Here is a 20915-nt window from a genome sequence, read left to right on the forward strand (position 1 = left end):
CGCATCCGGCCCACGAGTTCGTAGCAGATGTCGACCGGCACCAGATAGCAGTCGAGGGGGCCCGCGGGGCGGGGCCCCCCCCCCGGCGACCTGGTGACGCGGCACGAGGCCCCCTGTTCAGCCCGGAAAGCTCACATCCAGGGTGGAGCCGCGACGTACGAAGACGGGGATGCATTCCAGTGGAGCGTCAGCGGTGAGGGTCTGGCCACCGTCCTGGACGGTTCCTGTGGCGGCGGCCCTCCAGTCGGCGCCGGCCGGCAGGTAGACCTGGCGGTGCCGTTCGCCGAGTCGGGTCACCGGGGAGATCAGCAGGTCCGGGCCGCACAGGAACTGGTCCTCGACCGTCCACGCGGCCGGGTCGTCGGGAAAGCCGAAGAACAGCGGCCGGATGACCGGTGCACCGCAGTCGGCGGCGGAGACCATCTGACGGTGGAGATACGCACGAAGGTCCTGGCGTAGCCGCAGCTGCCGGGTCAGGATGCGATAGGCCTCCTGACCGTAGGACCACAGCTCGTTGGGTCCCCCGTCCCGGTCGGCTGTGAGGATGTCCCGCGGTTCGCGGTGGCCGTGCATCCGCAGCAGGGGGCAGAAGACGGCGAACTGGAACCAGCGGATGAGCAGCTCCCGGTAAGCGGGGTCGTCCGGGTCGCCACCATGGAAGCCGCCGATGTCGGTGGTCCACCACGGAATGCCACTCAGGCCCACGCTCAGCCCGGCGCGCACCTGCGCCGCGAGTGCCTCGAAGGTGGCCGGGATGTCACCCGACCACAGAGCCGCCCCGTAGGCCTGGCTGCCGGACCAGGCGGACCGCACCAGGCTGACCGGAACGTCCTCGCCTTCGGCCCGCATGTGCTCGAAGAATCCGCGCACATGCTCGCGCGGGTACACGTTGGCCACCGCCCGGCCGGGCCCCGCCGCGTAACGCAGGTTGCCGAACTGTTCGGGGTACATCTCCGGTTCGCAGGCGTCCAGCCACCACAGCCGGAAGCCGAGATCGTAGTAGTTGCGCTTGATGCGGCTCCAGATGTAGTCACGAGCCCGCTCGTCGGTGGGGTCGTAGAACACCACGGGCAGGGACTTGTCGTCGACCTGGCTGTCGGGGAAGACGTGCTGGAACGGCTGGCCCTGCTCCGTTCCCAGCAGCAGCCGCTCATCCCGCATGTGCGGGTAGTTCTCGCTCACGACGCTGACGGACGGCCACACGGACACCAGCGGCCGTACGCCCATGCTCGCCAGTTCCGCCACCATGCCGGCCGGGTCGGGCCAGTCGGCGGTATCGAAGCGCCAGTCGCCCAGATGCGGCCAGTGGAAGAAGTCCACGGCGATGACCGACAGCGGAAGACCCCGGCGTCGGTGTTCGCGAGCGACGCCCAGCAGCTCCTCCTGTGTCCGGTACCGCAGGCGGGACTGCCACAGTCCCAGAGCCCATTCCGGCAGCACGGGAGCATGGCCGGTGGCATCGGCATAGTTGGCCATGATGCCGGCGGGAGTCGGACCGGTGGTGATCCAGTAGTCGATCTGATCGGCGGCGTCGGCGACCCAGCGGGTCTGATTGGCGGCCAACTCCACACGTCCGACGGCGGGCAGGTTCCACAGCAGACCGTAGCCCCGGGAGGAGAGGGCGAAGGGGATGGTGACCTCCCCGTTGCGCTGCACCAGGTCGATCACCATGTGCTTGTGGTCGAGGCGCCCGTGGGAGTGCTGGCCCAGCCCGAAGAACTGCTCACCGTCACACGCGGCGAAGCGCTGTTCCAGCCGGTAGCTGCCCTCGCCGACCGGTGTGAACTGGCGGGGACCGGGCCAGGCGAAGTGACCGACGGACTCCCGCAGCAGCTCGGTTCCGTCCTGCGTACGGGCGAAACGCAGGTGGCCCCGGGGAGACAGCTCCACCCGCAGCCGCCCGACCGTGAGGGTCCGGCTGCCGTGGGGGCCCACGCCCAACTCTGCGTCCACGGCGGCAGGGGGCGCACCCAAGGCTCCCGGCAGGTCGTCGTGCACACGGTGTCGGGCCGCGCGCACCCGCACACTGTCGGCTCCCCAGGGCTCCACCCGCAGTACGTGCTCGGCGTCGCCGAACTCGAGGCAGACGGCCGGACGGGAGGAGGCGGGAGGTCGGGAGCCGGTCCCGGCTGCGTCGGACGAGGAGGGGGAGGGGGCCGGCCTTGTGCCGTCGGGCGGAGACATGCTGCTCCTTACTCACAGGGCTGTTGTACGAGTCAGTGGCGGCTGTACGGGTCAGTGGCGGCGCAGGGGCGCGAGTGGCGGTTCACGGCGCGGTCAGTCTCTGACCGCTTCGTTGGTGACTCCGGCAGCGATGTGCCGCTGGGCAATGGTCAGAAGCAGCGCGGCGGGCAGGCAGGCGATGACGGCGGTGGCCATTACCGCGTTCCAGATGGTGACGTTGGTGCCGGCACCGATGTAGTCGTACAGACCCAGCGTGATCGGCTTCCATGTCGTGGTGTTGAGGTTGAGCGTGGCGGCGAACAGGAAGTCGCCCCATGCGAAGAGGAACGCGAAAAGGCCTGCGGTGATCAGCGCGTTGCGGGATATGGGAAGCACGATCTGCCAGAAGATGCGTACCGCGCCCGCACCGTCCAGTGCCGCTGCCTCCAGCAGGGATCGGGGGATGGCGGTCATGAAGGCCCGCAGGATGAGTACGGCGAAGGGGACGGCCAGCGTGGCGTCGGCCAGGATCAACGCCAGGGCCGAGTTGAGGATCTGGACGGAGGCGAAGATCTGGTACAGCGCGTTGGCCATGACGATGCCGGGCACGAGTTGGACGACCAGCAGCACGCTCAGGAGCGTCCTGCCGCCCGGGGAGCGCAGCTGCGCCAGCGCGTAGGCCGCCGGCGCGGCCAGGGCCAGCGTCAGGACCGTGGCGCCCGTGGCGATGATCAGGGATGCCAGCAGATGGCCACCTTGCTGGGACAGCGCGTCCCGGTAGCCGTTGAGCGTGCCGCCGAGGGGCAGCCAGTGCGGTGAGGGCCGGGCCAACTGCTGATTGGTCTGGAAGGACGCGTTCACCATCCAGTACAGCGGGAACAGCATGACGGCGACGACGGCGACACCGAACACGGATTTCGCCCAGGTGGGTACGGCCGCCCGGCCCCGTCCGCCACGGACCGGGGTGCGCCGGCTCCGAGCGGCGCGGGCGGCGGTCATGCGCGGGCTCCAGGATCAGCCCGCAGCGCCCGCAGGTACAGCAGGGCGAAGACGGCGGCGACGAGAATGAGCAGGTCACCCGCGGCCGCTCCGAGACCGAACTCCGACAGCCCGCCGAAGGACAGCTGGTAGGCGTAGGTGGTGATCGTGTGGGTGGCGTTTGCCGGGCCGCCCTTGGTCATCACCCAGATCACGTCGAAGACCTTGAGCGTGTAGATCAGGCCGAGCGTCACGACGATGCCGATCACGGGTCTGATCTGGGGCAAGGTGACATAGCGGAACTGCTGCCAGTGGCCGGCGCCGTCCAGGGAAGCCGCCTCATAGAGCTCCGTCGGGATGGCCAGCAGCCCGCTGTGGAGGATCACCATGTTGAACGGCACACCGATCCAGATGTTGCAGATCAACACTGAAGCCATCGCGGTGTCGGGGGTGTTGAGCCACGGCACCGGGTCCTGGACCAGATGGAGGGTGAGCAGGATCTGGTTGACGACGCCGTTGCTGGTGTCGAGCAGCCAGCGGAACAACGTGCCACCGACGACCATGGGCAGGAGCCAGGGGATCAGCAAGAGCGACCGCAACAGCGGGCTGAGCGGAAACGAGCGGCGAAAGAACTCCGCGAGTCCCAGGCCGATCGTGAACTGGAAGAAGAGCGAGCCCGCAACGAAAACCACGGTGTTGACGACGGCGGTGGCAAAGGCGGGGGTGCTCAGCAGCCGGCGGTAGTTGCCGAGACCGATGAACGGGGCGTTGCCGCTGTACAGGGAGTTGATGTCGTAGTCCTGGAAGGACAGCACCACATTGCGGGCCAGAGGATAGACGTAGAACACCGCGACGAACACGACGACCGGCACGATGAACCCGGTCCCGAGCCGTCTGCCGCGAGCCGCCGCAGCCACGAAGGAGCGTTCCGGCGGCGGCCTCTTGCGGCCGACGGCCGCCGCGTTCTTGGGCACTTCCGGAACCACGGCTACCTTTCCGGAAGGGCGGCCGCCGGCGTGTACCACCCACGGGTCAGCGGCTCGGCGCTCATTGCGTCGCCTGCTTCTGCGCGTCAGTCAGCGCCGCGCCGGGCGTCTTGCTCCCTGACAAGGCTGCCTGCACGGCGGTCCACATCGCCTGCGAGTACTTCGGGTAATCCGGCCCGACTTCCGCCGTACGGCTCTTGGCGCTTCCGATGGTCTCCACGAACGTCTTCATCTCGGGCACAGCAGCACTGAATTCCGCGGCCACCTCAGGGTCGGACGGCACGTAATTGGTGAGCTTGGCCCACTCAAGACTGTTTCCCTTCGACACCATGCACTTGATGACCTCGGCCGCCTTGCGAGACTTCTCCCCACGGCTGCCGGCCGCCCACACCTCACCGCCGAGCGCACCGGAGGAGGTACCCCCGGCCGGGGCGGGCACCGGCACGACACCAAAATCCTTCATGCCTGCCTTTCGCAACAGGGGCAGCTCCCAGGGACCATTGATCATCATAGCCAGCGAACCGTTTGCGAATTGCTCCCCGACATTCATCTGATTCCAGCTGAGCACGTCCTTCGGCGCAGAACCGGAGGCAACCAGGTCCTTCAACAGACTCAGCGCCGACACGGCCTCCGGTGAATCGAGCTTCTCCAGGGAAGCGCCCGCGCTGAAGAAGAAGGCCTCGAACTGGAAACTGCCTTCTTCCGTGGCCGGCACGGCAAAGCCGATTCCGTGCACCTTGTCGCCCCGCGTCAGCTTCTTGGCCGCGACGCGCAACTCATCCCATGTGGCAGGCGGTTTGACGCCCGCCTTCTCAAGCATCGACGAGTTGTAGTAGAGCGCCAACTGGTTCACACCGGGCGCCACGCCGTACTGCTTGCCCCGGTACTTACCCGCGGCGACGATGTTCGGATACATTCCGTCGGTCTTCACGCCGGCCGCGCCGAGGTCGACGAGCGCTCCCGTGGCGGCGAGCTGCTGCAGGTCAGGGTTGTCCAGGAGGATCAGGTCTGGCAGCGCCCGACTGTTCGCCAACTGGAGCACTTTCGTACGCAGGTCCGGCACAATCTGCCGCTTGATGGTGACCCCCGCCAGCTTGCCGCACCGAGCGAGCTGCTTGGCCAGGGCACTCCGCCCGGGTTCGGAGATGTAATAGTCCATTTCGGTGAGAGTGATCTTGCCGCTTTCGGTGGGCCTGGGCGGCGAGCCATCACCGCCGCAGGACGTCAGCAGCAGGCCCGCCGCGGTGACCGTCGCCGCCAAAGTCACGATGGGCCGGGTGCGACGGCATTCAACAGAGGTGCGCATGGCGGCTCCAAGGGGAAATCGGTGCGCAGACACTGACATGTGCGACCCAGGCCTTGGCCTCCTGTCGACGCGCGGAGAGGCAGACGCCGATCGGAATGCGAAAGACCATAAACCCGCAGCAGATCATCAGCAGACACTGCTCCTGGGGATGCCGGGCTTGTGGCGCGGAGTTCGTGGAGTCATGCGGCAGCGCGCGCGGTGACACCGGGACGGCATCCCGACTTCGAGCTGACCTGGTGGACTCAAACTCTGACCTCGTCCGGCGCAGGACGCTTGCCGCTGAGCACGCAGGAAACCGTGCTGCGATACATACCTGCCCGCTCGGCGATTCCGCTGATGTTCACCGCTCGCCTCCCGGGCCGGCGGGTACTCGACCCCATTGGCGAACCATTCGACAACCGGTTCGCCAACTGCTTCGACAGGAATTACAGGCACGCCCTACCGGTAGTGTCAAGGAAATCCCTGCCTTTTCGTGAAAGGCATATGAACTGGCCTTCCGGCAGGTCTGTGAACCGCAGGCGAGCGCGCGATCGTCCGGCTCTTCTGCGGCGAGCGGTGCATGTTTCTCAGGCTGGTGGGAGTCGCTTGATGAATCGAGCGCTGAGGGCAGCACTACCGCCGTTCACTGGCAGCTGATGCCATATCACCTGCGACCACGCACTCTCTCGGCTCCGCGCGTACCTCGGCGCCGCTGCGCGTCCCCTCCACCTGGGTCCCGGCTACTGGCGGGGGGTGTCCTTCGGGCATCGGACCCCTGACCGGTGGCCCGAGCGCGGCCGTCAACCGATGCGCCAGGCGCCGATGATCCAGAAGGCGGCGAACCCCGTCCACACGATCGCGAAGCCCCAGACCAAGGGCGGTCCGCCGAACAGCGCCATGGCACCGAGCCATCCGACTCCGACGGCCACGAACAGCCAGCCGAAGTTGGGGAAGGCGAGGAGGCCCGAGAGCCGCCCGCTCACCACTCCCCACGCGCCAGCCGCGAGGATCAGGCAGCCCAGGGCGAGCCACGGCAGGACCCCGCTCTGCGAGGAGGGTGCGTAGGAATGGGTGCGGTCGCGCACCTTCAGCCCCACGACCTCACCCCGCCACAGCCGGACTCCGGCGCGGTCGCCCGTCCTGACCTCGTCGTACGTCTCCGACCCCACCGCCAACCAGACGGTGCGGTCGGGCCACTCGACCTTGACGTCGTGGTAGGTCGTGCACGTAGTGCCGCCCCCACCACCCCCTGCGGTCACCCCGCCGGTCACCGCGCCACCGGTGCTTCCACCGGCGCTGGCCATGCCGCCGCCACCGCCGATCGCCGTGACGCCCCCGCTTGTGCCGCCGCTTGTGCCGTTGGAGGTGCAGTGTTCGCCTGTCCGGCGGTCGAGCACCGTGCCCACCTCACGCCTCACACACGCCTCACCGTCGGCCCCGTTCCCGCTCCGGCTCCCGGCCTCACAGACCGGCGCGTCGCGATACGCCATGGTCGCCGCGTAGCCTTCGGCGACCTGCTGACCGCAGAGAAGGACTCCCCATCCGGCCGCGAGGACGACCAGTCCCCGTAACCAGACGGGCAGCCGCCCGCGGTACCAACCCCGCCCGTGCCCCGTTGTCTTCACCCATCCGTGATTCCCCTCGGGCGGAACCCTCATGCGCCGCCCCTTCCCTTCCCTGCGGACACGGCAGAGCAGGAGCGGGACGACGGAGGTCACGGCTGGCGAGCTGGATGAGCGGGTGCTGGGGCACAGGTGGACGGTGCGTCTGGATGCCGCCGGCAGCAGCAGTGCGGTTCTCCGGCAGCCGTCCCTCCTGTGCCGGACAGCGTCTGGGGACTGCGCCCGTCGCCGTGCGGTCGCAGTCGCCCACCTCACGGCCGCGGCATCGACCTGCTGCTGGACGGTGGCGATGACCCCGACAGCCACCTATCGGCGGCCCTTCGCTGCATGCGCCCGGTCGATATGGCTGGAACCGTCAGTCACGTGAGGGAACAGGCACCCCCTAGCTGACGGCCCTCCGCCACTCACGACTTCTGGGGTCCCACAGGATCAGTACCCTCCCACCGTCGCGGGACGGTGCGGCCAGGGCCTCCAGATCGACACGGGTCAGCGCTTCCAATGCCACGTCAGGAAGCCCCGAAGGGACCTCAAATGTCAGTCGTCCATCGCCCTCGTCGATGACCGTCAGGGTCTCTCCCCTGTCCACCACCGGTGGCGTAGCCGAACCGGGGTCCCGAACCCAGCGAGCCACCAGCTGTCGGGCGGCCTCGAAGGCGCGGTTGCCGGCCTGGGTCGCGAGTGCCTGCATGAAGGGGAGTACTGCCGCCGTACCCACGGCGGTGATGATCACCTCGGCAGACCCAGGACTACCAGGATTAGGGAATCCGTAGCCACCGGTCCTCACGCTCGCCTCGCCGGTGAGGTGGCTCTGCTCTCTCGATGTCGCCTCTTCCGCTAAGCCGCGGAACGCGGCCGACTCAGTCGGCTCCACCGCCATGTTCCCCTCCCCATCAGTTAGTTACGCTCCACTTTGTAGCCTAACCATCTGGCTGCTCCCGTAGCGTGACCGGTCCGTTCGACGTGTGGGGCAGTGGCCGGTTCTGATCCCACCGGCGGCAAGAGAAAGGGCGCCCCGACCCGTCAGCCCTCCCGAGTCACTCCCTGAGGGAGGAGCGGCGCAGGTATCAGTGCGGCGAAGGCGATCTGGGCCATGGGTTCGCTTGCTGAGGTGTGGTGGGAACTCGGCGGGAGGTTGTCCCGACTACTGAAGCAGGTGGCGGAGGTTCGTCCGCTCACCGAGTGGACCTGGGAGGGTATCGATGCGTTCTCGTGTGTGGGGCGGTACGGCGGCCGTTGTACTGGGCGGCCTGCTCGTCGCCGGTTGTGGCGGCGGGGGGAAGGGGGCGGCGGGCGAGGGCACCGGGAAGGCCGGGAAGTCCGCAGGGGGCTACCCGGTCTCCGTCACCGACTGCATGGGGGCCAAGACCACCTTCTCCGATGCCCCGAAGGGGATCGTCACCAGCAACGCCTCCAGCCTGGAGCTGCTGCTGCGCCTCGGCGCCGGGGACAAGGTGATCGGCACCGGCTTCCCGCCCGGCAAGGGCACGCTGCCCGGCGCGCTGGATGCGCAGGGGCAGAAGGTGAAGGTGCTCAGCCAGAACGTGATCCCGAAGGAGAAGCTCCTCGGCTCCGGCGCCGACGTGTACATCGACACGTTCGCGTCCATGGGGGGCATGGGCGGGGGAGGGATGGGTGACGCACCGACCGCGGAGGAGTTCGAAGCGGCCGGCATCAAGCACCTCTACCTGAAGTCCACCGCCTGTGCGGCGCAGGGCAAGAAGCCCGTGACGGATCTGTCGGCAGTCGAGGCGGACATCACCTCGCTCGGCGCGGTCACCGGCACGAGCGCCAAGGCGAAGGAACTCGTCGCCGGGATGAAGGAGAAGGTCGGCGCGGTCCAAAAGGCGGTCGGTGGTACGGCGGCGGGCAAGCGGCCGACGTACTTCTTCTTCGACTACGACGCGGGCACCAAGCAGCCCACCGTCGTCTGCAACCGCCAGGTCGCCAACGCGGTGATCACCCTGGCGGGGGCCCGGAACGCCTTTGCCGGCTGCGATGGCGACAACAAGCAGGTGGGCTGGGAGCAGGTGATCGCCAAGAACCCGGACTGGATTCAGCTCGGTGTGCGCGGCCGGGGCAGTGCGGCGGCGGACAAGAAGGCGTTCGACGAGGCCCAGAAGTGGCTGGAGACCAACCCGGCGACCAAGGGGCTGAAGGCGGTCAAGGAGGGGCACTTCCTGCGTATCGCCTCCGAGCCGACCACGATCGCCGGCGTCGAGAACGCCGAGACGGTCGAGAAGATCGCCAAGACCCTCTACCCGGGCAAGGTCGGCTAGCCGTGCTGTCCACGTTGTCCGCGTCCCGCCGCAAGACCACCGACGAGAGCCAGGACCAGGACGCACGCAGTCTGCCCGCCGGGCCGCTGGCGGTCGTTCTCGTCCTCGCGCTGCTCGCCGCGCTGACGGCCGCCGTGGCCTGGGGATCGACGTCCATCTCGCCCGGCGAGGTGTGGAGCGTGGTGTGGCGGCGGCTGTCCGGTGAGGCCCCGCGGCCGGGCACGAACGACCTGATCGTGTGGCAACTGCGCGTCCCCCGTGCCGTGCTGGCCGCGCTCGTGGGTGCCGGGCTCGGTGTCGTCGGTACGGCGGTGCAGGCGCTGGTGCGCAACCCGCTGGCCGACCCGTACCTGCTGGGCATCTCCAACGGAGCGTCCCTCGGAGCGGTCGCTTCCCTCGTCCTCGGCCTCGGCGCAGGCGGGGCGCTCGGTCTGGGGCTGTCGGGAGCGGCCTTCGCCGGAGCCCTGGCCACCTTCGCCCTCGTGTGGGCCGTCGCCCGGAGGGGCGGGGGGTTCGCACCGCTGCGACTGGTGCTGGCCGGGGTGGCGATCGGCCAGTTCCTGTCCGGCTTCACGAGCTTTCTGGTGTTGCAGGCGGAGGACGAGCAGCAGACGCACAGTGTGCTGTTCTGGCTCATGGGCAGTCTGAGCGGGGCGAGTTGGCCGGTCCTGGCCATGCCCGCGATCGTGGTGCCGCTCGCCCTGCTGTGGCTCCAGGCGCGGGCCCGGGGGCTGAACGCCCTGATGATGGGCGACGAGACCGCGGCCGGGCTCGGCGTCCATGTCTCCCGGCTGCGCCGGGAGCTGTTCACGGTGACCAGTGTGCTGACCGGCGTCCTGGTGGCGGTGTCCGGCGCGATCGCCTTTGTCGCGCTGATGGTGCCGCACGTCTGCCGCCTGGTCGTCGGTGGCGACCACCGTCGCCTGCTGCCGGTCTCGGCGCTGTTCGGGGCGCTGCTCCTGGTGGTGGTCGACATCGTCTGCCGTACGGCGATGGGCTCGCAGGAGCTGCCGGTCGGCGTGGTCACCTCACTCATCGGGGCTCCGGCCCTGCTGTACCTGCTGGACCGGCGCCTTGGGAGCGGCAGTTGAGAATCGACATCGAAGACCTGAGCATCGCCTACGCCGGTCGTACGGTCGTGGCGGGAGCCCATCTGGTGGCGGCCGAGGGCGAGATCACCGGCCTGGTCGGGCCGAACGGCAGTGGCAAGTCCACGCTGCTGCGCACCGTCTACCGGCACTTGAAGCCCACCGCCGGACGCGTTCTGCTGGCCGGCACCGACCTTCGCGAGCTGTCCGCGGTCCAGTCGGCGAGGCACGTGGCGGCGCTGCCGCAGGAGAGGCGGAGCGACTTCGAACTGACCGTCCGCGAGGTCGTCGCGATGGGACGCACACCGTACAAGCGGGCCTTCGCGGGGGATGACGCCACCGACCGGGACATCGTCGCCCGAGCGCTCGCGGACGTGGGCATGGCAGCGGCGGGCGGCCGCCGGTTCACGGCCCTGTCCGGTGGCGAACGCCAACGCGTCCTGCTGGCCCGCGCGTTCTCCCAGGACCCCGACCTGCTGGTGCTGGACGAGCCGACCAACCACCTCGACATCCGCCACCAGGTCGAACTGCTCGCCCTGCTGAGGGCCCAGCGCCGTACGACGCTGGTGTCACTGCACGACCTCAACGCCGCCGCCTCCGTGTGCGACCGACTGCATGTCCTGCATGGCGGAGCGGTGATCGCCTCCGGACCACCGCGCGAAGTCCTCACTCCCGCCTTGCTGGCCGAGGTGTTCGGCGTGCGGGCGGCGGTGGTCGACCACCCGCTCACCGGCGATCCGCTGATCGCCTTCGACCACCAGGCGCCGGCCGGAACGGAGCCGCCCGCGCCGGCGGAGGTACTCACCGGAGGATGAACGCGGGCCGGGCAGGAGACGACAGCTCCTGCCCGGCCCGTGGTGGGGGACGAGGTGCCCGTGTGGGGTCAGGCGGCGACCGAGTCGGCAACGACGTAACCGGCCTCGACGATGGCGGCGCGCAGCTGCTCGTCATCGAGGTCCGTGCCGTGCACCGTGACGCTGTTCGCGGCGAGATCGACCACGACCTCGCTCACCCCCGGCACCTCGGAGACTTCTTCCGTGACGCTCGCCACGCAGTGCTCGCAGGTCATGCCGGTGACGTTGTACTGCTTCTGAGCCATGGGGAACTCCTGGGGGTCTGGGGGGCTTTCGCCGGTACGGAAGCGTGGAGGTGCGTTCAGGTCGACGCCCTCACCTCAGGAGTCGGCTGAGTGGAGCCCTGAGTTCCACGGTGGGGTGGCGCTTTGGAGGCCGTTGGTGTGGAGGAGAGCGGCGCCCATGTGCCATCAGGCCTCGTCACCTGCGGAACGCCGTGGCCACTCGCTCTCTGTCCAGAACTCCGCTCCGGAACGCGACAGGAATCTGCTGTTCCGCACAGAACTCCATCCCTGCCGTCATGTTCTTGGGCGTCACCGGGAACTCCCCTCATTTCCGCCCCGACTTATGGAGCGAGGCTGCTGCCCGGCAGCCAACCCGTGGCAGTGAGGGGGAGAAGGGTGACCAACGACGGTCCCGGTGCGGAACGGACCGGTCACATACCTGTGGGCGGGGACCGCTGGCCGATGGTCGCCGTGGCGGGTCTGCTGGCGTTCGTGGCGATGCTCGACATGAACATCGTCAACGTGGCCCTGGCCGAAATCGCTGACGGTCTGCAGGTGTCCACCGCGACCGCTCAATGGGCGGTCCTGGGCTATCAACTGCCGGTGGTGGCACTGCTGTTGCCCGTGGGCCGGTGGCTCGACGGGGTGGCGCTGCGCTCCGCCGTGCTGGCGGCGATCTGCGGCTTCGGTCTGTGCAGTGCCCTGGCTGCCGCGGCGCCCTGGATGGCCTGGTTGATCGCCGCCCGTCTGATGCAGGGCGCGTTCGGTGCGGCGCTGTTCGTGCTGATGCCGGTTCTCGCGATCCGTTCGGTACGGCCGGAGCTGCGCGGACGGGCGATGAGTGTGCCCGCCACCCTGGGGCCGCTGGGTGCGGTGATCGGGCCCGCCGTGGGCGGCATGCTGCTGGACCACCTGGGCTGGCGCTCCGTCTTCCTGGTGAAGATCCCGTTCTGTGTGCTCGCCCTGGTCGTGGTCTGGCGGGCGATGCCCCGGGACGGGGGACTGCGGGCTCCTGACCGCCGGTCGGTGGCCGACGCGCTGCTCGTCGCCACGGGAGCCGCGATCGTGCTGCTGGCGTTGACGCTGGCGCCGGACGGCCCGGCCTGGCTGCTGCTCGCCCTCGCCGCCGTACCGCCGCTGTGGTGGTGGCTGCGCGGGCCGGGCGGCCGTCCGGTGGTCGGCGCGCTCCGGACGGTGGGACTGTTCCGGGCGCACGGGGCCGTGCTGGCCCTGGCCGCCGGATTCGCCGCCATGCACTACGTCGTCGCCCTGCACCTTCAGCGCGATAACGGTGTCAGTGCCACCACGACCGGGCTGACCATGCTGGCCTTCCCCCTCGGCATGGGGCTGGCCGGGCCACTCGGCGGACGCCTCGCCGACCTCCCCCGGGCTCGCGGCTCCGCTCAAGCAGGGGGGAGCCCCATCGGCGCCCGGCCGATCGCGGTCACCGGCGCCGCCCTCACCGCCGCCGGCCTGCTTCTGCTGCTTCCCCTGGACGAGGGCTGGGCACCACTGGACGTGGCCTGGCGGCTGGCGCTGGCGGGCGTCGGACTGGGCCTGAACGGGGGCCCGACCCAGGCCCTCGTCATGGGCGCGGCACCGCCCGACCGGATCGCGACGGTGGGGGCCACGGTGCAGCTCGCCCGCAGTCTCGGCTTCACCCTCGGTCCCGCGCTCGCCACCGCCGCCTGGGGGCTGACCGGACCTCACGCGGGCGTACGGGCCGCGCTCGCGCTGGCCGCCCTCGCCGCGTGCCTGTCCGTACCCCTGCTCGCGCTGCCCGGCAGCAGGCCCGCTTCCGTCCCCGAGAAGGCGACCGACACGACGTCGGCCGCTCACGACTGACCCAGGAGGCACTCCTATGTGCGGAATCACCGGATGGGTGTCCTTCCACCACGACGCCCGTATCCAGGGCCCGGTACTCGATGCCATGACGGCCACCCTCACTCCACGGGGCCCGGACGCGTGCGGGGTCTGGCTCGGCGAGCACGCCGCGATCGGTCACCGCCGCCTGGCCGTCATCGACCCGGCCGGCGGCGTGCAGCCGATGACCGACCGGCCCGACCGCCCGACGACCGTGCTCAGCTACAGCGGCGAGGTGTACAACCACCACCAGCTGCGTGCCGAACTGCGCGGCCGGGGCCATCGCTTCCACACCCGCAGCGACACCGAGGTGGTGCTGCGCGCGTACGCCGAATGGGGTGCGGATCTCGCCGACCACCTGGACGGCATGTTCGCCTTCGCCGTCTGGGACGAGCACGCCCAGCGGCTGCTGCTGGTACGCGACCGCCTCGGCGTCAAACCGCTGTACTGGGCCGCCGTCGACGGCGGCCTGGCCTTCGCCTCCGAGCCCAAGGCCCTGTTCGCCCACCCGGAGATCCGGCCACGGGTGGACGCCGACGGGCTGCGGGAGGCGTACAGCCTGCTCTTCAACACCGGGCCGACGGTGTGGTCCGGGGTGCGCGAGGTGGAACCCGGCGGCCTGCTCGTGCTGGACCGCGACGGCATCCGCGAACGCCGCTACTGGCAGCTGGCGGCCGAGGTTCACGACGACGACCGGGACACGGCCGTCGAACGGATCGGTGAGCTGGTCGGCACCGCAGCCCGCAGCCAGCTGGAGGCCGACGTCCCGCTGTGCAGCCTGCTGTCCGGCGGCATCGACTCCACCGTGCTGACCGCGCTGCTCGCCGACGAACTCCGGCTGCGTGAGGGACCGGACGCCCGCATCCGCTCCTACGCCGTCGACTACAGCGACCAGGCCGAACAGTTCACCGGCGATGTGCTGCGCACCGGCCACGACACCCCGTACGCCGCCGAGGCCGGCAACTACATCGGCACCGAGCACAGCACGGTCGTCCTCGACCCGCTCGCGCTGCTCGACCCCGAGCACCGCAAGGCGGTCGTCGTGGCGAGGGACTCACCGATCGGTGTCGGCGACATGGACACCTCCCTGTATCTGCTCTTCGGCGAGATCCGTCAGCACTCCACCGTGGCCCTCTCCGGCGAGGCGGCGGACGAGGTGTTCGGCGGCTACCCCTGGTTCCACTCGCCGAAGGCACTGAGCGCGGCCACCTTCCCGTGGCTGCTCGTCACCGGCGACGAGGCCGCCATGCCGCTCAACCCGGCACTCGACCTGCGCATCGGGGAGTTCCGCGACGACACCTACCGCACCGCGCTGGCCGCCGTGCCGCACCGCGACGACGAGACCCCCGCCGAGCACCGGCAGCGCGAGATGCAGCACCTGTCCCTGACCCGCTGGCTGCGCCAACTCCTGCACCGCAAGGACCGGTTGAGCATGGCGCAGGGGCTGGAGGTCCGCGTCCCCTACTGCGACCACCGCCTCGTCGAGTACGCCTTCGCCACGCCCTGGAAGCTGAAGAGCTTCGACGGCCGGGAGAAGAGCCTGCTGCGCGCCGCCGGCGCCGGGCTCGCGCCCCACTCCGTGCTGCACCGGCCCAAGAACCACTACCCGGCCACCCACCACCCCGCCTACAACCGCGGCCTCCAGGACCTGGCCCGCGACGCCCTGGCCACCGACCAGGTCCGGTCCCTGGCCGACGAGACCCACCTCAAACCCTGCCTCGACACCCCGCCCGACCAGCTGGAATGGGGCCACCGCCTCCGCCTCGAACGCGTCGTCGACCTGGCCCTGTGGCTGGACCACTACCGGCCCGAAATCGCCCTCTGAGGAGCCTTCGCATGACCCTCCACGAACCCGAGACGGCCACCGAGGCGCTCCCCGAGCCCGTGCCGCTGATGGGCTGCCCCTACAAGAGCAACCCCTACCCCCTCTACGAGCGGATGCGTGAGGCCGGGCCCGTCCACCGCGTGCTCTTCCCCAGCGGCGTACACGCCTGGCTGGTCACCGGCTACGAGGCCGCGCACGCCGCCCTCAACGACGACCGCCTGGGCAAGAACCACGACCGCGGCAACGACCGCTGGCGCGCCCGCGCCTCGATCATGCCCGAGCCGCAGCACTCCCAGCTCCAGGTCCACCTCCTCCACCAGGACCCGCCCAAGCACACCCGTATGCGGCGCTTCGTCACCGACGCCTTCACCCCACGCCGCATCGAGAGCCTCCGCCCGCGCTTCCAGGAACTGGCCGACACCCTCCTCGACGCGCTCCCCGACACCGGACCCGCCGACCTGGTCACCGGCTTCGCCGCCCACTTCCCCTTCCAGGTCCTCGCCGAAGTCATCGGGCTCCCGCAGGACCTGGCCGCCCGCTTCGACCGGGACTGGGGCAAGGTCGTCCAGCCCGTCGGCCCCACCGATCCCGGGCGCCCGCTGTACGAGGCCAGGCTGCACGGCCTGCAGGGCTACATAGCCGACGTCGTCGCCCACAAGCGCGAACACGGGGACGACGACCTGCTCAGCCGCCTCGTCACGGCTCGCGACCGCGGCGAACTGTCCCAGGAAGAGCTGGACTCCATGATCTTCCAGCTCCTCGTCGCCGGACAGGAACCGGTCACCAACCAGATCACCACCGCGCTGGTCGCCCTCTTCCGCCACCCCGACCAGCTCGCCCGCCTGCGTGACGAACCCGGCCTGCTGCCCCGCGCGGTCGAGGAACTCCTCCGTTACGACAGCGCCTTCGAGCTGACCACCTGGCGCTTCTTCGACCAGGACAACGATCTCCACGGCACCGAAGTCCCGGCGGGCGACTCCGTGATCGTCTCCCTGTGCGCCGCCAACCGCGACCCGCGCCGCTTCCCCGACCCCGACACCCTCGACCTCGACCGCGCCCCCAACCCCCATCTCGCCTTCGGCCACGGCATCCACTTCTGCCCCGGCGCCGCCCTCGCCCGCGCCGAACTCCAGATCGCCCTGGGCACCCTGCTCACCCGGCTCCCGGGCCTCCACCTCGCGGTCAAGGACGAAGACCTCGAATGGACCCCGGCCGTCCTCGGCCGCGGCACCCCCCGTCTGCCCGTCGGCTACGACCGACGCCTCTGACACCATCCGCCGACCGACCGGGGCCGGCCACGCCGCCCGCCCCGGACCCAACTGACCGACTCGCCAGACCGACAAACGGCGCCTGGCCGAATGCCACGGCGTCATGCCGTCATGCCCTCCCGGAGGAACGACATGTCGCCCACGACCACGCCGGACACCCTGTCCACAAGAGTCAGCACCACGCTCCTGAACCTGCTGCTGCCGCACCACCGCACCACCGACCAAGCTCCCACCTCGGCCGAGAGCTTTCCCCATCAACTGGGCCAGATCACCGACTTCGTACGCGACGGCGCCCCCATCGTCTTCACCCTGCCCGGCTTCCCCTGCAAGTCACCCAACCCCGCCAAAGTCCTCGGACACCTCCCCGACCAGGGAGAACGCCTCTCCCTCGGCTTCCTCAACTCCCTGTGCACCGAGATCGAGCGGAGCTACCCGCCCGGCGCCCGCGTGATTATCTGCTCCGACGGCCACGCCTTCGGCGACCTCATCGGCGTCCCCGACGCACATGTCGATGCCTACGCCGATGAACTACGCACCCTGATCGCCCAGTTGGGCCTGAAGAACCTGTCCGTATTCGACCTGCGCGACGTACTCGGCGACCTCCCGCACGACACCCAACGCGCCCGCCTCCACCAGCGCTACGCCCCCACTCGGGAAGCCCTGCGGGCCGAAGTCCGCGCCGACGACACCACACTCGCCCTCTACCGGGGGATCACCCGCTTCCTCGTAGCCGACACCGCCGATCACACGGGCACCCGCTCCGCCCTCCAGCGCGAGTGCCGGCAGCGTGCCTACGGCGTCATCCAGCGCAGCCGCGCCTGGGGTGACCTGATCGCCGACCACCACCCCCGCTCCGTACGCCTGTCCATCCACCCTCAGCTCATCGGCGCCCTCAAGTTCGGCATCCGCCTCCTCGACGCCCCCGACGCCTGGACCACCCCCTGGCACTCGGCAGCCCTTCGCCGCAGCGACGGCACCTGGACCCTCATGCCCCGGGCCAAGGCCGCCCAGGTGGGGCGCCTGATCGAACGCGACGGCAGACCCAGCCACTTCGCCCAGGACTGATCGTCGCTCGCCAGGTGGCTCTCCGGGGGGCTGCCGAGCCCGAAGCGGAACGTGAAGGAGAGTTCACCGGCCGGCATCCACCTGTGTGCGGCTCAGCCGCGGCGCCCCTGCGTGAGCCGGACGGTGTCAGGCCAACAGGCGACTCGCGTTCACAGATCTGGATGCTTCGTCGCCACCTGGTAGTACCCCGAGTGGAACACCAGAGGGGCCCCGCCGTCGGCCTCGAACTGTTCGACCTCGCCGAGGAAGACGACGTGGTCGCCGGCGTCGAGACGTTGGACGGTGCGGCACTGGAAGCGGGCGACCGCGCCGTCCAGGAGGGGGGTGCCGGCGATGCCGGGGGTGGTGGGGGTGCCGCGGAACTTGTCGTCGGCCGGGGTGGCGAACTGGCGGGAGAGGTGATGCTGGTCGGCGGCCAGTACGTGCACGGCGAAGTGCGAGGCGTCGGTGAAGTCCGGGAGGCTCGGGCTGTTCTTGCCGGGGCACCACAGGACGAGGGGCGGGTCCAACGAGACGGAGGTGAAGGAGTTCGCGGTCATACCGACGTTGCGGCCGTCGGGAGCGCGGGCCGTCACCACGGTCACGCCGGTGGCGTACTGGCCCAGCGCGTGGCGCAGCTCGCGGCTGTCGAAGCGGGCGGCGTGCTGGGCACGCTTCTCGGCGAGGAAGCGGTGGGCCTCACCCTCCTCGAACCACCAGCGGTAGAGGGTGCGCGGGTCGTCGAATCCGGCGGCGAGGGCGCCGGCGACGGAGGGGACTTCGGCCGCCGCCGTCAGCAGGTCACGGTGGTGGGGACTCAGGTCGGCCAGGAGGGAGTTGGTCCAGCCGACGGCCCATTGGGCCCAGCCGCGCCAGAAGTTGTCGAAGGTGCGCTGCATCCACTGCGGGGTGAATTCGGCGGTGCCGTGGCGGAGGATGCTGTCGAGGTAGTGGGCCGCGGCCTGGGCCGCGTTGTTCGAGCCCTGGCCGGTGATCGGATCGTTGAGGACGACGGCGTCGGCCATGCCGAGGACATGCCGGCCGGAGGCCAGCCGCGCGACGGGGTACCGAACGGTCGGCGTGATCCTTCCGCGCAACACGCCGCCGCTGTCGGTGAGCCGGGCGTGCCGGTAGCGCTCGTACGCGTCGGGGAAGAACCGGTGGAGGATCTCCAGTGAGCGGGTGAGGTGCCCTTCGGGCGTGCGGATGTCGTCCCAGCAGTCCATCGGGCCGCCGGGGGCACCTTCGAAGACCATGATGTCGCAGGGTCCGGTGGTGGTGAGGGCCGGAAAGGAGAAGAATTCACCGACGCCGGGGACCAGGCGGTAGTGAACCGCGTCCTCCCCCTCCCGCGGTGCCGTTCCCGTGACGTACGTGAGAGCCAGCGCACGGCGCGGCCGGTCGTATGGGGAGAGTTCGGAGTTGCGCGGGAAGAGTTGGCTCAGCTCGCCCTTGCCCGTGGAGACCACGACGAGATCGTGCGTACGGGCGTACCACTCCAGGTCGTTGACGCCCGCCTCGTGCAGCACGATCTCGCCGCGGCCGTCCGCGAACTGCTCGATCCAGGCGGCACACTTGACCCGCTGGTCGATGGACTGGGCAGCGCCCTCCAGCGGCGCGCGCCAGGACACCTCCGGAGTGCCGTGCGGACCGATGAGAGAGAACGCGATGCCGGAGATGTCCGGGGCCTGGTCTTCCCAGTGGTGCAGTCCGAGTTCGCGCTCGCTCTGCAGCGCGGTGTCGAACATGCACTGGCTGGACATGACCGGGCCACGACGTATCTCGTCGGGGCCGCGGTCGGTGACCAGGGTGACGTCATAACCGTGCGCCTGGAGCCCCAGGGCGAGTTGGGCACCCGCCTGCCCGGCTCCGACCACCGCGATCCTTCTCATGTCCTGCTGTCCTGCTCTCGTTACGTATCTGTCTGCTACTGGCGTAGCGTCAGCTAGCCCGTGGTCTACTCCTGACGCCTGCTCAGGAACCGACCTCGGTCAGGTAGTTCTTCGCGGCGGCCGGGTCCATGAACCAGTGGAACAGGTCGCGCGGGTCGTCGAAGCCGTTGACGAAGCGGGCGGCGATACGGGGGTTGGCGCTCGCCGCGCCGAAGAGCTCCAGGACGTGCTGCGGCGGGGCGCCGAGCATCGCGTTGGTCCAGGTCGTGGCGGACTGCGCGTTGTCCCAGAAGCGGCCGAAGGCCAGCTCCATGAACGCGGCGTCGTATGCGCGCTGGCCGTGGTCCAGGATGGTGGCGAGGTAGGAGGCCGCGCACTTCGAGGCGTTGTTGGACCCCTGGCCGGTGATCGGGTCGTTGAGGACGACGACGTCGGCGAGGCCGAGCACCTGCGCGCCGGAGGGCAGCGTGGCGACGGGCTTGCGGACGGTCGGCGCGAAGCGGCCCGCGAGAGTGCCGTTCTGGTCGGTGAGCGTGACATCGGTGCAGCGCTCGGCCTCCCACGGAACGTACGTCCGCAGCAGTTCCTGGAACTTCGCCAGCTGCTGGTGGGGGGTGAGCCCGTCGAAGCAGTCGAGCGGGCCACCCGGGATGCCCTCGAAGAACATGATGTCGCAGGGGCCGCTGGTGGTGAGGCTGGGCATGGTGAAGTACTCACCCACACCGGGGATGACGTTGAAGCTGACGCCGGGGCGGTCGGGGAGCGGTGCCATGCCGGTGACGTACGCCAGGGCCAGTGCGCGCTGCGGAGCGTCGTACGGGGAACGCATGGCGTCCAGCTCGAACAGCCCGGCGATCTCGCCCTTGCCGGCTGCGACGATGACCAGGTCGGACTCGGCGGCGTAGCGCTCCAGGTCCTCGATGCCGGCCTCGCAGAGCTCCAGACGGCCGCCGCGGCGCGCGAACTCGCCCATCCAGAGTGGCATTTTGACGCGCTGGTCGATGGAGCGGGCGGTGGCGTCGAGGCGGGCGTCGAAGGAGAGCGCCCGGCCGCCTTGGCCGTCGGCGATGTTCACGCCGAGCCCGGCGATCGGCGGGCAGGCGTCGCCCCAGAAATCGAGGCCGAGGTTGCGCTCGTGGGCCAGTGCCGTGCCGAACATGGCCTGGCTGGACATGACCCGGCCCTCGCGGATCTGGTCTCCGGTGCGGTTGGACACGAGGGTGACGTCGAAACCGTGGCTGAGCAGGCCGATACCGAGCTGGAGGCCTGCCTGGCCGGCTCCGACGATGGTGATCTTGCGCATGAGGGGTACTCCGGGGGTTGGGGTGTGCGGGTTTTTCTGAGCGGTGCCGCGCAGTGCCGTGGGCTGTGCAGGTGCCGTGGGCTGTGCAGCGTTTCGGCACGCGGCGGCGCCGACGAGTGAGCGGCCGTTGTGTGGAATGCGGCTGCCCGCCGGACCTTCGACTCCGCGATCGGCCTGTCGCTGATGATCGCGATCGGCCCGGAGCGCTTCCGCGAGATGCTGGCCGGCTTCCACCTCGTCGACG

Annotated in this window: 16 protein-coding genes; 7 read left to right on the forward strand and 9 right to left on the reverse strand. The window is 69.8% G+C overall.

Annotated features, from left to right (window positions below):
* Positions 1-117 precede the first annotated feature (117 nt).
* The 6 genes from ACWC9R_RS34160 to ACWC9R_RS34185 all read right to left on the reverse strand — a co-directional run bounded on the left by ACWC9R_RS34160 (position 118) and on the right by ACWC9R_RS34185 (position 7911).
* Positions 118-2184: a glycoside hydrolase family 31 protein gene (locus ACWC9R_RS34160; RefSeq protein WP_450737449.1), complete on the reverse strand. Its 2067-nt coding sequence runs from the start codon at positions 2182-2184 to the stop codon at positions 118-120.
* Between the two features lie 93 nt (positions 2185-2277).
* Positions 2278-3162, reverse strand: coding sequence for a carbohydrate ABC transporter permease (locus tag ACWC9R_RS34165; protein ID WP_450737450.1), 885 nt, complete (start codon positions 3160-3162; stop codon positions 2278-2280).
* A complete protein-coding gene (locus ACWC9R_RS34170; RefSeq protein ID WP_450737473.1) occupies positions 3159-4058 on the reverse strand; it encodes a carbohydrate ABC transporter permease in 900 nt (299 codons plus the stop codon). The genes ACWC9R_RS34165 and ACWC9R_RS34170 overlap by 4 nt, the downstream gene beginning before the upstream one ends.
* Before the next feature lie 130 nt (positions 4059-4188).
* Positions 4189-5433, reverse strand: coding sequence for a sugar ABC transporter substrate-binding protein (locus ACWC9R_RS34175; protein WP_450737452.1), 1245 nt, complete (start codon positions 5431-5433; stop codon positions 4189-4191).
* Between the two features lie 779 nt (positions 5434-6212).
* Positions 6213-6830, reverse strand: coding sequence for a hypothetical protein (locus ACWC9R_RS34180; protein ID WP_450737453.1), 618 nt, complete (start codon positions 6828-6830; stop codon positions 6213-6215).
* 586 nt (positions 6831-7416) lie between these two features.
* On the reverse strand, positions 7417-7911 hold the full coding sequence (locus ACWC9R_RS34185) for a hypothetical protein (protein WP_450737455.1): 495 nt from the start codon (positions 7909-7911) through the stop codon (positions 7417-7419).
* Between the two features lie 322 nt (positions 7912-8233).
* Here ACWC9R_RS34185 and ACWC9R_RS34190 point away from each other — a divergent pair, with 322 nt between their 5' ends.
* From ACWC9R_RS34190 to ACWC9R_RS34200, 3 genes are read left to right on the forward strand one after another with little or no spacing between them, the layout of a single operon-like run.
* Entirely contained in the window at positions 8234-9310 is a 1077-nt protein-coding gene (locus ACWC9R_RS34190) for an ABC transporter substrate-binding protein (RefSeq protein WP_450737457.1), read from the forward strand.
* 2 nt (positions 9311-9312) lie between these two features.
* Complete coding sequence (locus ACWC9R_RS34195; protein ID WP_450737459.1) at positions 9313-10401, forward strand: FecCD family ABC transporter permease; 1089 nt, start codon at positions 9313-9315, stop codon at positions 10399-10401.
* Positions 10398-11213, forward strand: coding sequence for an ABC transporter ATP-binding protein (locus tag ACWC9R_RS34200; protein WP_450737460.1), 816 nt, complete (start codon positions 10398-10400; stop codon positions 11211-11213). The genes ACWC9R_RS34195 and ACWC9R_RS34200 overlap by 4 nt, the downstream gene beginning before the upstream one ends.
* A 68-nt stretch (positions 11214-11281) precedes the next feature.
* Here the strand turns inward: ACWC9R_RS34200 and ACWC9R_RS34205 are convergent, their stop codons facing one another.
* The gene (locus ACWC9R_RS34205; protein ID WP_450737462.1) at positions 11282-11497 is read right to left on the reverse strand and encodes a heavy-metal-associated domain-containing protein; all 216 of its coding nucleotides are present in this window, start codon (positions 11495-11497) and stop codon (positions 11282-11284) included.
* A gap of 375 nt (positions 11498-11872) precedes the next feature.
* Here ACWC9R_RS34205 and ACWC9R_RS34210 point away from each other — a divergent pair, with 375 nt between their 5' ends.
* The 4 genes from ACWC9R_RS34210 (at position 11873) to ACWC9R_RS34225 (ending at position 17497) form a co-directional block, all read left to right on the forward strand.
* Positions 11873-13321, forward strand: a complete 1449-nt coding sequence (locus tag ACWC9R_RS34210; protein ID WP_450737463.1) for an MFS transporter — start codon at positions 11873-11875, stop codon at positions 13319-13321.
* Positions 13322-13337: 16 nt separating this feature from the next.
* Positions 13338-15164 carry an asparagine synthase (glutamine-hydrolyzing) gene (gene asnB, locus ACWC9R_RS34215; RefSeq protein ID WP_450737465.1) on the forward strand — a complete coding sequence of 609 codons (1827 nt, stop codon included), beginning with the start codon at positions 13338-13340 and terminating at the stop codon, positions 15162-15164.
* Positions 15165-15175: 11 nt separating this feature from the next.
* Positions 15176-16432: a cytochrome P450 family protein gene (locus ACWC9R_RS34220; RefSeq protein ID WP_450737467.1), complete on the forward strand. Its 1257-nt coding sequence runs from the start codon at positions 15176-15178 to the stop codon at positions 16430-16432.
* Positions 16433-16564: 132 nt separating this feature from the next.
* Positions 16565-17497, forward strand: coding sequence for an L-tyrosine/L-tryptophan isonitrile synthase family protein (locus ACWC9R_RS34225; protein WP_450737469.1), 933 nt, complete (start codon positions 16565-16567; stop codon positions 17495-17497).
* Between the two features lie 149 nt (positions 17498-17646).
* Here the strand turns inward: ACWC9R_RS34225 and ACWC9R_RS34230 are convergent, their stop codons facing one another.
* Positions 17647-19368 carry a flavin reductase gene (locus tag ACWC9R_RS34230; protein WP_450737471.1) on the reverse strand — a complete coding sequence of 574 codons (1722 nt, stop codon included), beginning with the start codon at positions 19366-19368 and terminating at the stop codon, positions 17647-17649.
* 82 nt (positions 19369-19450) lie between these two features.
* Complete coding sequence (locus tag ACWC9R_RS34235; protein WP_450737472.1) at positions 19451-20671, reverse strand: styrene monooxygenase/indole monooxygenase family protein; 1221 nt, start codon at positions 20669-20671, stop codon at positions 19451-19453.
* Between the last annotated feature and the right edge of the window lie 244 nt (positions 20672-20915).

It is taken from the genome of Streptomyces sp. NPDC001219, from assembly GCF_053597915.1.